The organism is Acinetobacter bohemicus ANC 3994 (genome assembly GCF_000367925.1).
In the GTDB taxonomy this organism is placed as follows: Bacteria; Pseudomonadota; Gammaproteobacteria; order Pseudomonadales; family Moraxellaceae; genus Acinetobacter; species Acinetobacter bohemicus.
Window position 1 is genome coordinate 1144898 of the sequence record NZ_KB849164.1, and the last position, 14214, is coordinate 1159111.

General features: G+C 37.7%; 11 protein-coding genes. 7 read left to right on the top strand and 4 right to left on the bottom strand.

Features of this window, described 5'->3' with window-relative positions:
- A partial coding sequence (locus F994_RS05280) for an acetyl-CoA C-acyltransferase (RefSeq protein ID WP_004649116.1) occupies window positions 1-720 on the top strand: 720 nt, incomplete at its 5' end.
- 76 nt (window positions 721-796) lie between these two features.
- Window positions 797-1573 carry a 3-oxoadipate enol-lactonase gene (gene pcaD / locus F994_RS05285; protein WP_004649117.1) on the top strand — a complete coding sequence of 259 codons (777 nt, stop codon included), beginning with the start codon at window positions 797-799 and terminating at the stop codon, window positions 1571-1573.
- A 706-nt stretch (window positions 1574-2279) separates the two neighbouring features.
- Here the strand turns inward: pcaD and F994_RS05290 are convergent.
- The gene (locus F994_RS05290; protein ID WP_004649118.1) at window positions 2280-2897 is read right to left on the bottom strand and encodes a TetR/AcrR family transcriptional regulator; all 618 of its coding nucleotides are present in this window, start codon (window positions 2895-2897) and stop codon (window positions 2280-2282) included.
- A gap of 132 nt (window positions 2898-3029) precedes the next feature.
- Between F994_RS05290 and F994_RS05295 the strand changes: the two genes are divergently transcribed.
- The 3 genes from F994_RS05295 (at window position 3030) to F994_RS05305 (ending at window position 6637) form a co-directional block, all read left to right on the top strand.
- Window positions 3030-3869 carry an enoyl-CoA hydratase-related protein gene (locus tag F994_RS05295; protein ID WP_004649119.1) on the top strand — a complete coding sequence of 280 codons (840 nt, stop codon included), beginning with the start codon at window positions 3030-3032 and terminating at the stop codon, window positions 3867-3869.
- Between the two features lie 82 nt (window positions 3870-3951).
- On the top strand, window positions 3952-5478 hold the full coding sequence (locus F994_RS05300; RefSeq protein ID WP_004649120.1) for a phytoene desaturase family protein: 1527 nt from the start codon (window positions 3952-3954) through the stop codon (window positions 5476-5478).
- Window positions 5471-6637: an FAD-binding oxidoreductase gene (locus F994_RS05305; RefSeq protein WP_004649122.1), complete on the top strand. Its 1167-nt coding sequence runs from the start codon at window positions 5471-5473 to the stop codon at window positions 6635-6637. The genes F994_RS05300 and F994_RS05305 overlap by 8 nt, the downstream gene beginning before the upstream one ends.
- 130 nt (window positions 6638-6767) lie before the next feature.
- On the opposite strand, the gene F994_RS05310 is transcribed toward F994_RS05305, so the two are convergent.
- Window positions 6768-7937 carry a thiolase family protein gene (locus F994_RS05310; RefSeq protein WP_004649123.1) on the bottom strand — a complete coding sequence of 390 codons (1170 nt, stop codon included), beginning with the start codon at window positions 7935-7937 and terminating at the stop codon, window positions 6768-6770.
- A gap of 480 nt (window positions 7938-8417) precedes the next feature.
- Between F994_RS05310 and F994_RS05315 the strand changes: the two genes are divergently transcribed.
- Window positions 8418-9026 carry a TetR/AcrR family transcriptional regulator gene (locus tag F994_RS05315; protein WP_004649124.1) on the top strand — a complete coding sequence of 203 codons (609 nt, stop codon included), beginning with the start codon at window positions 8418-8420 and terminating at the stop codon, window positions 9024-9026.
- 110 nt (window positions 9027-9136) lie between these two features.
- On the opposite strand, the gene F994_RS05320 is transcribed toward F994_RS05315, so the two are convergent.
- On the bottom strand, window positions 9137-10072 hold the full coding sequence (locus F994_RS05320) for a LysR family transcriptional regulator (protein ID WP_004649125.1): 936 nt from the start codon (window positions 10070-10072) through the stop codon (window positions 9137-9139).
- A 362-nt stretch (window positions 10073-10434) separates the two neighbouring features.
- Entirely contained in the window at window positions 10435-11433 is a 999-nt protein-coding gene (gene cysK / locus F994_RS05325) for a cysteine synthase A (RefSeq protein ID WP_004649126.1), read from the bottom strand.
- Between the two features lie 266 nt (window positions 11434-11699).
- On the opposite strand from cysK, the gene plsB reads away from it, so the two are divergent.
- The gene (gene plsB / locus F994_RS05330) at window positions 11700-14198 is read left to right on the top strand and encodes a glycerol-3-phosphate 1-O-acyltransferase PlsB (protein WP_004649127.1); all 2499 of its coding nucleotides are present in this window, start codon (window positions 11700-11702) and stop codon (window positions 14196-14198) included.
- The last annotated feature ends 16 nt before the right edge of the window (window positions 14199-14214 follow it).

Genomic DNA, 14214 nt, shown 5'->3' on the forward strand with positions numbered 1-14214 from the left:
ACCATGCCGCAAACTGCTGAAAATGTGGCAGCACAGTTCAATGTTAACCGTGCCGATCAAGATCAGTTTGCGCTTACTAGCCAACAACGCACCGCAGATGCCCAAGCACGTGGTTTCTTCGAACAAGAAATCATTCCGGTCACTATTCCGCAGCGTAAAGGCGAGCCTGTGGTCATCGCTCAGGATGAACATCCACGTGCCACCACGCTTGAAGCCTTAACCAAGCTAAAACCTGTGGTAAAAGCTGACGGTACGGTAACGGCGGGTAATGCCTCAGGGATTAATGATGGTGCAGCAGCGCTACTGATTGCATCGGATGATGCGATTGTACAATACGGTTTAAAAGCCCGTGCCAAAATTATTGGCGCAACCACAGTCGGGGTTGAACCGCGCATTATGGGCTTCGGTCCTGCACCTGCAATCAAAAAACTCTTAGCTCAAACCGGTTTAACCCTTGAGCAAATGGATGTGATTGAACTCAATGAAGCCTTTGCAGCTCAAGCGTTGGCTGTCACACGTGACCTAGGTCTTGCTGATGGTTCAGACAAAGTCAATCCAAATGGGGGTGCGATTGCTTTGGGTCATCCACTCGGTGCATCGGGTGCACGTTTGGTCACCACAGCACTGAACCAACTTGAAGCCACAGGCGGAACATACGCTTTGTGTTCAATGTGTATTGGTGTCGGGCAAGGCATCGCGCTCATTATTCAACGGGTTTAACACATCATAACTATATTAAGATATTTCCCCTCCCTTTTTAAAGGGTGAGAAGTATTGCTTCGCAAGGAGGAATTTTATGCCAACATTTATTTCAAATGATGCAACCATCAATTACGCAACTTTTGGTGATGCAAATAAACCTGCGGTTATTTTTTCAAATTCGCTCGGGACTAATTATGGGATGTGGCAACAGCAATTTAATCATTTTAAAAATGATTACTTTGTTATTTGCTATGACACGCGTGGTCATGGTGCATCTACTGCACCTCAAGGGCCTTATAGCATCGAGCAATTAGGGCAAGATGTTATCCATTTATTGGATCACTTAAATATTAATAAGGCTACATTCTGTGGAATTTCCATGGGTGGTCTAACAGGTCAATGGCTCGCTATCCATCAACCTGAACGTTTTAACCATGTGATTGTCTGCAATACCGCTGCTAAGATTGGTCAAGAACAAGCTTGGCTAGATCGTGCAACTTTGGTTCGTGAGCAGGGCCTCAGCCCGATTGCCGCGACTGCAGCATCACGTTGGTTTACCGATCCCTTTATCCAAAGCCAAGCAACAATTGTGGAAACGCTGAGTAACGACCTCGCAGCTAGCAGCGCAGAAGGTTATGCAAATTGTTGTGAAGCTTTGGCTAAAGCGGACCTGCGTGAACAACTCAAAGACATCACTGTTCCAGTCTTGATTGTTGCGGGTATGCAAGACCCTGTAACTACGGTGACAGATGGTCAATTTATGTTGGATCGTATTCCGAATGCTCAAATGTTTGAAATTAATGCCTCGCATATTTCAAACATTGAATGTCCAAATGAGTTTAATCAAGCAGTTCAACGCTTTATTGCTTAACATAAAAATCAAATGCTTAAGCCTCACTTATTTGTAGTAATACTTTTCACTTAAGAGTAATTCAATGATTACTCATTTAAAAATCTCCCCTAACCCCTCTTTGAAAAAGAGGGGAACTATCTAGAATTTAAAATAATTTTATATTCTTGAAACTCCCTCCTTTGAAAAAGGATGAGAAACACTGTTTCGCAAGGGGAGGATTTAAAAATGCTTCAGTGAACAGGATTGCACTTATCTGTGGTAATGCTGATCAGTTAAGCTGTTTGGTAATAGACTCCTTAACTTTTTAATTCTTTACAACGGAGTCTTATATTTTTAAATCAAATACTTGGAACTCATCTATTACTTTGGATAAGCCCAAATGAGAAACTCAAAATATATTTTGAGTTCGCAAGAAAGGCATCTTGCGGCGCAGTGCGCCTCACCGCAAAACTCGTCAAATCCCTTTTATTAATTAATAAATCGCAGAAACTATACTTTTCCAAAGTAGTCTTGCCTCGAACAGTTGCGGATGACATTTCCGTGTATCGAATAACATCATGAATTTAAAAAATAAAATGCCAGTCAATTTCTTAACTGACTGGCATTACACTTATTTGTGGGGCTTTTGCATTATCACTATTCAAAAGTCACAGTGCTTAATATACAAAAACAAAACCTTGTGAATCCGACACCATGAATTTCATTATTAGAAAAGGTGACTAATTTAAGTATTCATATGAACTTTAACCAATTGATTAAAGCCCAATAATGCTTTTTCAATCACAGCATCTTTTGAAATTTGTTCAGATACTTCAAAAACATTGTGAATAATCAAAGATGCTAAACCATGTGCAAAAGACCATGCCGCTAAAGCAGCTGATCGCACTTCTTTAGATTGAATATCTTGCCCCAAAACATCAGCCACGCATTGTTCTACCACAGCATAGGCTTGCTTACGTGCTGTTAGTAGCTTGCCATTCATTTCACTGTGCGCCAACTGTGAACCAAACATCAGTTGATACATTGCAGGATGATCAAACGCAAATAACATGTAAGTCCTGCTCAAAATCTGCATTTTATTTTGATTTTCAACATTGACCTGACATTGAACCAATACTTTTTCGAGTTGATTGAACCCTTCTGCTGCCAAGTGACTAATTAGTTCATCTTTATTGGCAAAGTGATGATAAACAGCCGTTGCACTCACGCCTAGCTGTTCCGCAATTGCTCGAATTGACAATTTATCCGGCCCCACTTCTTCAAGCATTTTCTTTGCTTGATCAATAAGTTGAGACTCAAGATTACCGACATGGTAATGCTTCCGATTCGCTATTTTGCTCATGAGTTATATATTTCAAATCATTTTTTCTTCATGCATTTATCCTAGCATAAATTTAAAAATGCTGCTTGCTGCATCTTTACAGTGTTAAGATTTAGCAGTAGAGTAATTTTTAAACATCACACGGATAAAATAATGACTCAAATTTATGAATGTTTTCAGATCACAGTGGCCGATCAAATCGCCCATTTACAACTCTCTCGACCAGAAAAAGCCAATAGCTTAAATCTTTCATTTTGGAGAGAATTTCCACAAGCGATTCAACAGTTAAATAAAACTGGGCAAATTCGAGCACTGATCATTTCGGGTCAAGGCAAAGTCTTTTGCGGTGGTTTAGATTTAGACATGTTTAGCAATCAAATTGAATTTCATGCAGCCAATGCCATCGATCGTGAAGGAACTATGCAGAGCCTTGGCTTAATGCAGGAAACTTTGACCTGCCTTGAAAAGGTGCGGTTTCCTGTGATTGCTGCAGTGCATGGCAGTTGTGTCGGTGCTGGCTTTGATTTAATTGCTGCGTGTGATTTTTGTTTTGTTTCCAATCAAGCCAAATTTCGAATCGAAGAAACCAATATCGGTATGATGGCGGATATCGGCGTTTTACAACGCTTGCCGCATCAAATTCCTTTTAATGTTGCACGTTACTTGGCTTTAACTGGAGATACTTTAACTGCGGAAGATGCTTATCGCTTAGGTTTAGCAGTTAAAGTTTTAGAAACACCAGAAGCTTTATTGGAACATGCTTTTGCAGTGGCTAAAAATATTGCTTCAAAACCACCGATTGCAATTCAAGGCATTAAACGAAGCTTGATTTACAGTCGTGATCATTCAGTTACCCAAGCCTTAGACCATACGGTGATGCTGCAATCTGCCATATTAAACGGACAAGATATTTTAAAAATGGTGCAAAGCCGTATGTCTGGTCAAACTGCACAATTTGATGACTTAAAACCGATTCATTTTGCTGAAGCATAGTATTTGATTTAAATCTTTAAAAAACCGTAACGCAATCATATTTTTTTAACCAAATCTTAACACTGATAAGTTGGAGATCAAGATGCAAACATTTGATGTCGTGGTGATTGGATCAGGAAATGCTGGACTCACAGCAGCCGTCACTGCACAAAAAGCAGGTAAAAAGACCTTATTGGTCGAACGCCATAATATTCCTGGTGGATGTGCCACCTCTTTTGTTCGAGGCGATTTTGAATTTGAAGTTGCACTACATCAGCTCAGTGGTCTAGGCACAGAACAAAGCCCTTTTATCATGCGACATATCTTTGAACAACTTGGTGTAATGGATAAAGTTGAGTTTGTTCAGGAACATGCGTTATACCGCTTAGCCATTCCAAATCAAATTGATATTACCCTGCCTGCAAGTTGGTCAGGCATCCGTAAAATACTACAAGAGCACTTTCCTTTAGAAAGTGAAAATATCGATCAATTTATGCTGGCATGTGAAAAAGTTTCTGTTGAAAGTTTTACTACATTGCCACAAGCGCAAAAAAATAACAGTACCGAACTTCTAGAGCAGTTCTGCCCTTATTTTAAGCGCTACGGTTTACGAACAGCACATGATGTTTTGAATGAATTTTTTACTGATCAAACGCTGATTAGTATTGTCGCAGCCTATTGGTTTTATTCAGGTGTACCACCTAAAGAACTCTTGTTTTCAGATCTCGCCGTCATGATTTATGCCTACGCTATTTTTAAACCTTGGCATATCAAAGGTGGTTCACAAGCCATGTCCAATGCGCTGCTTGAATCCTTTTTAGAATCAGGGGGTGAAGTCCGATTTAATTGCAGTGTCGATAAAATCATAACAGAGCATCAAGCAGTCAAGTCGGTCAAACTTGAAGATGGCTCTGAAATTCAGTGCAAAGCCGTTATTTCTAATGCCAGTCCAATTTTGGTTTTTAATGAAATGTTGGATCAACCTTCACCATTACAAGTACAACAAGATTTTAAGTCGCGTCGTATGGGGACTTCTGCATTTGTGATTTATTTGGGTCTAGATTGTACTCCTGAACAACTCAATATCAATGCACCATCCACCTTCATTTCGTCCACCATGGATTGGTCTGAAACCTATGCCAACATGCAAAGTTTTGACAGTCCAATTTCAGGCATGCTGACGTGTTATAACTTTGATGATCCTGATGCAGCACCACAAGGCAAAAGCCAAGTCGTACTTGTCTGTTTGCAATATGCAGATGTTTGGGAAAAAGTAAAAGCTGAGGATTATGCAAAAACCAAATACCGCTTTGCAGATGAGTTGATCAATTTAATTGAGCAGGTTTATCCTAATCTTCGTCAGCATATTCAAGAAGTTGAAGTTGCAACACCGCTGACTATGATGCGCTATTTAAATACGCCAGGCGGTGCAATTTATGGATTTAGACAAACCCCAGAAGATTCCAGTTTAATTCGAGAACGCTTAAATCACATACAAGGACTTTATTTTGCAGGTGCGTGGACATCGATGGGCGGTTTCCAACCCACCTATATGGCAGGTGTAGCCACGGCAAAAGCCGCTGCTCAACAGCTCGATAAAAGATCAGAACAGGAGTTCAGTTATGTCTAATATTCAAGTCCTCAATGCCGTGACCGGTTATCAAGAGATTATTCAGGCCAAAAATGCATTAGAACAAAGTGGTACAGATTTTTCTGAATATACAGGTCAAATTGCCAACATCATGCAGACCTTACATCCGAAACGTTTGAATTTAGTTGTAGTTGAGATTATTCAAGAAACAGTAACAACCACAACCATTCGTTTGGCGTCTAAGCATAAAAATCCCCTGCCTGCTTTTCAGGCTGGACAATACATCAACTTATTTTTGACGATTCAAGGCACTTATACTGCACGACCTTATGCGATTGCATCGTCTCCTTCAGAAAACCAATATTATGATTTGACCATTAAAAAAGCAGACGGTGGGTTTGTCTCTCATTATTTGGTCGATCAAGTCGTGATTGGACAGGAGTTTCAAAGCAGTGGCCCAATGGGGAATTTTCATCATAACCCACTCTTTCATGGCAATGATTTAGTCTTTTTAGCGGGTGGTTCAGGCAGTGTGCCTGCACGCAGTATGCTTCTCAATATCTTAGATCAAAATTTACAACAACGCTTTCATCTTATTTATCTCAATAGCTTTGAAAATGATGTCATTTATGCAGAAGAACTGCGTGAACTGGCACGCCAGTATGATCATTTTACTTTGACAGAAATCATTACTCGTCCGACTGCCCAGTATCAGGGCGAAACTGGCCGTTTAAGCAAAGAGCGCTTAACCAGCTTATTGGGTACTTCACTTGAAAATAAAATGTTTTATATTTGTGGGCCAACGCCTTTTAATCAAAGCTGTCAGCAATTATTAGCTGATTTGGCTGTCCCAGCGAAAAGAATTCGTGTTGAAGCAAATGGGGCACCTAAAACACCCCATCAACAACAGCACTGGCCAACTGAGATTTGCTTAACGCAAGAAGTAACGGTTACTGTAAAAGGCAAAGGACAGTTTAAAACCACAGTTGGTGAGCCACTATTAAACAGCTTAGAACGTAATGGTTATTTTGTAGAAAATGCATGTCGCTCAGGTGAATGCAGCCTATGTCGTGTCAAATTGATCTCTGGTCAAGTGTTTAATCCCGAAGAGGCACATCTGCGTAAATCAGATCGTAATTTTGGCTGGATTTACAGTTGTGTTGCATTCCCACTGACTGATATTGAAGTATTAATCTAATCCAACCGAGGCTGAAATTAAGTGTGTTAATTTCAGCCTTTAATTGCTGTTTTTTATGTATAAGAGACCTCTTTCACAAGTCATCTTTTGATCAAATATATTGCTTATTTACATGATAAATAGAAATTTTTTAGATCAGTTCAACTGCAATTGCGGTTGCTTCACCACCGCCAATACATAATGCTGCAATACCTTTTTGACCACCAGTACGTTTTAACGCATGAATTAATGTCACAATAATACGCGAACCGGATGAACCTAATGGATGTCCTAGTGAGCAAGCGCCACCATTCACATTGACTTTGCTTTGATCTAAATTAAAGGCATCAATAGCTGCCATAGTGACCATTGCAAAAGCTTCATTAATTTCCCAAAGATCAACTTCCGTAGCAGTCCAACCCGTTTGCTTTAAGACTTTCTCAATCGCACCCACTGGAGCAATGGTGAATTCAGAAGGATGCTGGGAGTTGCTTGCATAAGCTACAACTTTCGCAATCGGTTCAAGACCGCGTTCAGCTGCAATGTCACCTGAAGTTACAACAAGTGCAGATGCACCATCACTGATTGAACTGGCATTTGCAGCAGTAATCGTACCATCTTTTTTGAATGCTGGGCGTAAAGTTGGAATTTTATCTGCTTTGGCATTAAGAGGCTGTTCATCTTGCTCAACAATGACATCACCTTTACGACCAGATACCGTTACAGGGACAATTTCAGCTTTGAAATAACCATTATTAATTGCAGTCACCGCTTTATTTAAAGAGCTGATCGCAAAAGTATCTTGTTGTTCGCGGGTATACCCTTTTTGATCTGCCATGTCTTGTGCAAGTACGCCCATAGAAAGACCTGTTTCAGCATCTTCTAAACCTTCTTGGAACATATGATCTATGATTTTACCATGCCCCATACGGTAACCTGCACGTGCTTTTTCAAGTAAATATGGTGCATTGCTCATAGACTCCATGCCCCCTGCAACGACAATTTGTGCAGAACCGGCTTTAATTGCATCAGCAGCTTGCATAACCGCTTTCATACCTGAACCACAAATTTTATTGATGGTAGTTGCGCCAGTAGAATCTGGTAAACCTGCCTGACGCATGGCTTGACGTGCTGGACCTTGTTTTAAACCCGCAGGCAGAACACAACCAAAAATCACTTCATCAATATCTGATGGCTGTAAGCCTGAACGTGCAACCACTTCTTTAATGGCAACAGCACCTAAATCGGGTGCTGTACATGAAGATAGTGATCCTTGGAAACCACCCATTGCGGTACGAACAGCATTTACAATAACAATCATTTTCTCATCCTAATTTCTAAATTTTGTTGTTTAACATGAACCCTAAATTTGAAAGACATAACCCTATGTGTTCAAAATTAAGAATATGTCCATTCGAATCATGGTTGAATACAATATCTTTTCTATAAATTACTTTGAATTGAATGATTCATCATAAAACCTCACCGTTAAATAGACGACTGGAAGACCGCCTGATCAGAATATTCTTCTCTTTGCATTTGCTCAGTGAGTCTATTTTTTAGTGTAAAAAGACAATAAAATAATTATTCCTCAATTGGAATTTTATTGATGATTCTTGACCTCTAAGGTTCTCATTGATTGACTTTTAATTATGGCTATGCAGTTGATAGAACTTGTCAAAATAAAATATTTATTTAAAATATTAATTGCCAGTCATACTCGACAATGGTGGAATACTCATTGCTATTTTATATAGTATATAGTCACTTCGCTTTTTAATGTCTTTTTGGGACAATTGCAATGAATACAGTACGCCAACAAAATTTTCTATTACGTAAAGAGAAAATTTTAGCCATGGCAGAAACGCTGTTGCTAGATAACAATCAGGATATTACGCTTGGAGAACTCGCCTCTGAACTTGATATTGCCAAGGGTACAATTTATAAGCATTTTAAAAGTAAAAATCAGCTTTATTTAGAACTGATTATTTTAAATGAAAGAAAACTATTAGAAATTTCAAAGAAATATAAAAATAATATTAAAACCTATGTTTCTCAATACATGCTTTACAACATGCTCAATTCTAACCGCACAATTTTATTGCATGTCATTGAAGACCGCTTGACCAATAACGAAAAAAAATTAAAAGAATTATTTGAGGAATTATATCAAGTACGGGAAGAACGGATTATTGAAATCAAGGACATGACGGATGAATATCTAAAATCTTTAGATAGCGCGATGTCTATTCGCGATTATTTATCTTATGTCTGGACAGTGACTTATGGTGCGTCTTTATTACTCAATTCAACGCATTATCAAAAATCAATTGGTTCACGAGAACGCTTAATCAAACTTTATATTAATCAAGCACTCATGACACCAGATAAAATATCTTCCGTGGGTTAAGCCTTGTTTCAATCAAGAAGTGATTGGCATTTATGCCAATCACTTTCCCATCCTTATAAATTTAAGTGATGCAAGTAATCGAAAACTCTAAACCCTATCTTATGCTTTGATTATTGCTGAATAATGCCATAGCTTGAACCATCTAAATCATTCATTTGACTAAATAATTCATAACACATCTGACGCAACCATTGATGGCTGGTTTTATGATGACAGGACATATGCCAATATTGTTTTACGGCATAGGTTGGAAAGGTAATTGGGGCATCAAAAATTTGTAAATTACCACGTGACAATAAAACTTCACTTAAATAATAAGGCACCGTCGCAATTGCATCGGTTTCCTGAACCACCAGCCCGACCCCTAAATAACTCGGGAGTCGCATTAAAATATTCCGTTTTAATTCTAAATTTAACAGTTCATTTTCAATATGGTAATGCCCCATTCCTGCATCAATATCAATATGTGACTCACTTAAATATTGTTCAATCGTCAAATTATTACTATTAAGTCGAGGGTGGTTTTTTGAAGCAATCACCACATAATATTGTTCAAATAATTTTTGTTGATAAAAACCATTTTCCAGATTTGGCAAAAAACCAATGGCTAAATCAATTTCACCATTGGCCATTTGATAACTGGTTTCAGAGGTAATACCGCGAACATTTAAACGAATATGTGAAGCGTGTTTTTTTAAATACTGGGAAATTTTAGGCAATAAAACCAAATGTGAAACATCGGTCATGGCAATGGTAAATTTCTGCTGTGAAGTCGATTGGTCAAAATTAATGGTAAAATTATTAATAATCTCAACCTTACTCAGCGCCTCACTAACCAAAGGAAAAAGTTGTTTAGAAAGTTCGGTTGGAACCATCTCATTACCGATCCTTAAAAAAAGAGGATCGTTATAATGTTGTCTGATTTTATTCAGAATGTTACTGACTGTCGGTTGACTCATCGACAGATATTCGGCTGCAAGCGAAACACTTTTATATTTATAAATATACAGAAAAACACTGAGTAATTTACAGTCAAGCTCAAACACTAATCGAAGTCCTACTATTTTCTATATGTAACGGTGATACATCATCGACTTTTTTAGACAAATTTCCAATGTCCATTTATTCCGAATATGCTGTGTCAGCAAAATTAAATGATGATTCATATTATAAATGAATAACGATAGACAAAAATAGACTTTTACATACCAGATTTTTCGATTACTAGATAAAATTTATAAAGGCTTACTTAACAATTGAACGTTTAGAACAGCGTGGATTTGGAAATACAGGATATCTATTACACATTTCTGAATACTATAAAAATAATGATGCAATCTGTTTGACTTAAAGCTGATTTTTTCAGATTTAAGTCAAACATTGAAACGATGAGCTAAAAAACTAAAAACTATTCAGCAGAAATATCTTCAAATAATACAGAAGACAAATAACGCTCACCGGCATCAGGGAAAATCACCACAATGGTTTTTCCCGCATTTTCAGGGCGTGCTGCCAATTCAGCTGCGGCTGCCATTGCTGCACCACTTGAAATTCCTACCAAAATGCCTTCCTGTGTTGCTGTTTTACGTGCCCATTCAATCGCTTTAGCACCTTCAATAGCAATCACTTCATCGACTAAATCTAAATCTAGATTTTTAGGAATAAAATTCGCACCAATGCCTTGGATTTTATGTGGTCCAGGGGTCAATGCCTCACCACGTTTGCTTTGCCCAATAATTGGCGATTCAGCTGGTTCAACTGCAACTGAATAAAGCGGTTGATTTTTAACTTGCTCAAAATAGCGAGAAATACCCGTAATCGTACCACCCGTACCTACGCCAGCAACTAAAATATCAACCTTACCCCCTGTCGCTTCCCAAATTTCTGGGCCAGTGGTCTGCTCATGAATTTTAGGATTGGCTGGGTTTTCAAATTGTTGTGGTAAATAATATAACTCAGGTTGTTCAGTGGCTAAACGAACTGCTTCATCAACGGCACCTTTCATCCCTTTTGCAGGTTCAGTCAGCACCAAGTTCGCACCAAAGGCTTTTAACACTTTACGGCGTTCAATACTCATACTTGCAGGCATAGTTAAAGTAATCGCATAGCCTTTTGCAGCAGCAACAAATGCAAGCGCAATCCCCGTATTACCACTGGTGGGTTCTACAATATGCATGCCCGGTTTCAGTAAACCTTTTTCTTCAGCATCTGCAATTAAAGCTGCACCGATACGGCATTTCACAGAAAAAGCAGGATTACGGCTTTCAATTTTAGCCAATACTGTAGCAGGTGACGAAATTGAACGATTAATACGAATCAATGGCGTGTTGCCAATCGCTTCAGCATTATTGCTATAAACCGCGATACCTAAATTTTTTGGTGTTGGAAAAGCAGAATCTGTACTCATTTTAACTCCTTGAGCGATTTTTGATTTTAAAGTCATGGCGTCATCATAAGCCATTTATACATTGAAGATAAGCTTTTCTAATTCAATTTTTATGCAACTTTACTGGCTTATTTAAAGCTAAAAAATAGAAATTTTGTTGATCATCAACATTCAAATTTTCTTACCTAGTTACAACTTAAATGACTTATTTGTCATCAATAAAGTTTGTATTTATTCATGTTATTGCACACAATATCATTCAAATGAAAACTAATTTAGGGAATACGATGTCTAATAAGGGTTATAGCCGATTCTATCGCCAATTTACGCAAAAACTCCTAGATAAGATCGTCACTCCTCAAGTCTTAGGCAACACCACCGAATTAGAAAAAAATATAGAAAACCAATTCGAGAACAAATTAATCTGTTATGTGTTGCAAGATTCATCGCTAAGTAACACGGTATTAATCGACACTGAAGCCAAAGCGCGTAAACTGCCTTCTGTTTTTGCCCCTTTAATGATTCAAGAATTTCAAGAAGAAGATTCAATATTGGCATTGAATATGCCCAGCTCAAAAAGTGAGGCTTATCATTATTCGGCAAAATTGATTCGAATGATTGAAGTGTTAGAAAAATACCCTGAATACGATATTGAACTTGTGCCTGTGACTGTTTTATGGGGACGCTCACCTGAATATGAAGATTCTTGGTTTAAGGCTTTATTTTCTGATGCTTGGTCTACCCCATCCAAATTAAAACAAGCCTTGAATATTTCCTTATATGGGCGTGAAAACTACATTGAGTTTCACAAACCTATTTCACTGAAAGCTGCAATTGAAAAAGCCAAAGTTGAACGTCCAAACTTTTCTCCTGCGCATTCTATTGTCAAAGAACTCAATTCAAATTTTAATAAATACAAAGAAGCCATTTTAGGCCCCGATTTATCAGATCGTCGTAATCTGATTAATAAATTAATGAAAACTGAAACAGTTCAAGACGCGATTCGCAAAGAAAGTATTGATCATAAAATTAGTATGTTTGAAGCCGAAAATCGTGCCAAAGGTTATTTAACCGAAGTGGTTTCTGATTTTTCATATTCAACTTTGCGTTTTGCTGAAATTGCGCTCACCAAGTTATGGACGCAGCTATATGATGGTATTGAAGTGCATAATTTCGATACCGTCCGCGAGTTAGCCAAAGATTATGAAATTGTCTATACGCCTTGTCATCGCAGTCATATCGACTACTTGCTGCTCTCTTATGTGATTTTCAATCGCGGCTTAATGGTTCCGCATATTGCAGCCGGTATTAACTTAAATTTACCTGTAGTCGGGCAAATCATGCGTGGTGCTGGCGCTTATTTTATTCGTCGAACCTTTAGTGGAAATGAATTATATACTTCTGTTTTTAAAGAATATTTACACAGTCTTTTATCACGAAATACACCGTTAGAATACTTTATTGAAGGTGGACGTTCACGTACAGGTCTGCTGTTACCACCGAAAAAAGGCATGCTTTCGATGACCGTGCAAAGCCATTTACGTGGTGCAACCAAACCGATTGCTTTTATTCCAACCTATTTTGGCTATGAAAAGTTAATAGAAGGTACATCTTACTTAAATGAATTAAATGGCAAACCCAAGGAAGCCGAATCGATTTGGGGCATTTTAAGTTCAGCACGAAAAATTGAAAAAATCTTTGGTCAAGTGCATGTCAATTTTGGTGAGCCTATTTTTCTCGATCAAGTTTTAACAGCCAATCATGCAGATCAGATCAAATTAAATATTCATGATGAATTACCACAACCTGTCATTCAAACTGTAGACCAAGTGGCAAATTCAATTTTAGAAAACATTAATAAAGCGGTTGTGGTCAATCCTATTTCATTGATCTCACTTATTTTATTAAATACAGAAAATCATGCTTTAAATGAAAATGATTTAATCTCGCAAATTGAACAGTATCGTTATTTACTCAATAACGTAAAATACGATCCAAGAATGATGATGACTGAGTTATCTACTGTTGATATTATTCAATATGCCATCAAGTTAAAACAAGTTGAATCTTTTAGCCAAAATAATGAAACCTGGATTCGTGTTGCCGAAAGTCAAAGAATTTTACTCAGTTATTTTAGTAACAATATCTTGCACTGTTTTATTCTTCCGGCATTAGTTGCCATGCTGATTCAGTCTTATAAAAAAGTCTCATGTCATTATTTAATCGACACCATCAAAAATATGTATCCTTATTTTAAAGAAGAGTTCTTCTTAAAATGGAATTTAGATGAATTAGAAAATGAAATTAGTTCAATTATAAATAGTTTAGACCATTTAGGCTGGATTATTCTTCAAGATAATACGGTTTCAATGACATTAGATGAGCACATGCAAAGTAAGCTTTTATCACTCGCACATTTATCCAGTGCTAGCCTGAATAATATGCTGATCATTTCAGCATTACTGCAACAATATGCTCCAACTCAGTCGTTGACGCTCAAAGAGTTAGAAAACATGAGCAAAGCTGTATTACAAAAACTTTCTCAAACGCAAAAAATTCAGTCTGGTTATTATTTTGATAGTGCGACCTTAAAAAGCTTTATTTCAATCCTTAAACAAAATGCTGCATTGAGTGTTAAAGATGATTGCCTTGTGATCAGTGATGATTTTGAAGAAAAAATATCAGCTATTTTTAGTTGGTATGATTCTGAAATGCAGCAAGCAATAATTACAGCACTTCATTTTACTGAAAAAGAATTAAAAGGATTTAAACAATCTAGTAAATAATCATCAGCTCATGATA

Excerpts from the sequence above, each read along its gene's own strand:
- pcaD (WP_004649117.1), top strand. The coding sequence starts at position 797 with ATGCCAACATTTATTTCAAATGATGCAACCATCAATTACGCAACTTTT.
- F994_RS05310 (WP_004649123.1), bottom strand. The coding sequence starts at position 7,937 with ATGATTGTTATTGTAAATGCTGTTCGTACCGCAATGGGTGGTTTCCAA.
- F994_RS05295 (WP_004649119.1), top strand. The coding sequence starts at position 3,030 with ATGACTCAAATTTATGAATGTTTTCAGATCACAGTGGCCGATCAAATC.
- F994_RS05315 (WP_004649124.1), top strand. The coding sequence starts at position 8,418 with ATGAATACAGTACGCCAACAAAATTTTCTATTACGTAAAGAGAAAATT.
- cysK (WP_004649126.1), bottom strand. The coding sequence starts at position 11,433 with ATGAGTACAGATTCTGCTTTTCCAACACCAAAAAATTTAGGTATCGCG.
- plsB (WP_004649127.1), top strand. The coding sequence starts at position 11,700 with ATGTCTAATAAGGGTTATAGCCGATTCTATCGCCAATTTACGCAAAAA.
- F994_RS05290 (WP_004649118.1), bottom strand. The coding sequence starts at position 2,897 with ATGAGCAAAATAGCGAATCGGAAGCATTACCATGTCGGTAATCTTGAG.
- F994_RS05300 (WP_004649120.1), top strand. The coding sequence starts at position 3,952 with ATGCAAACATTTGATGTCGTGGTGATTGGATCAGGAAATGCTGGACTC.
- F994_RS05305 (WP_004649122.1), top strand. The coding sequence starts at position 5,471 with ATGTCTAATATTCAAGTCCTCAATGCCGTGACCGGTTATCAAGAGATT.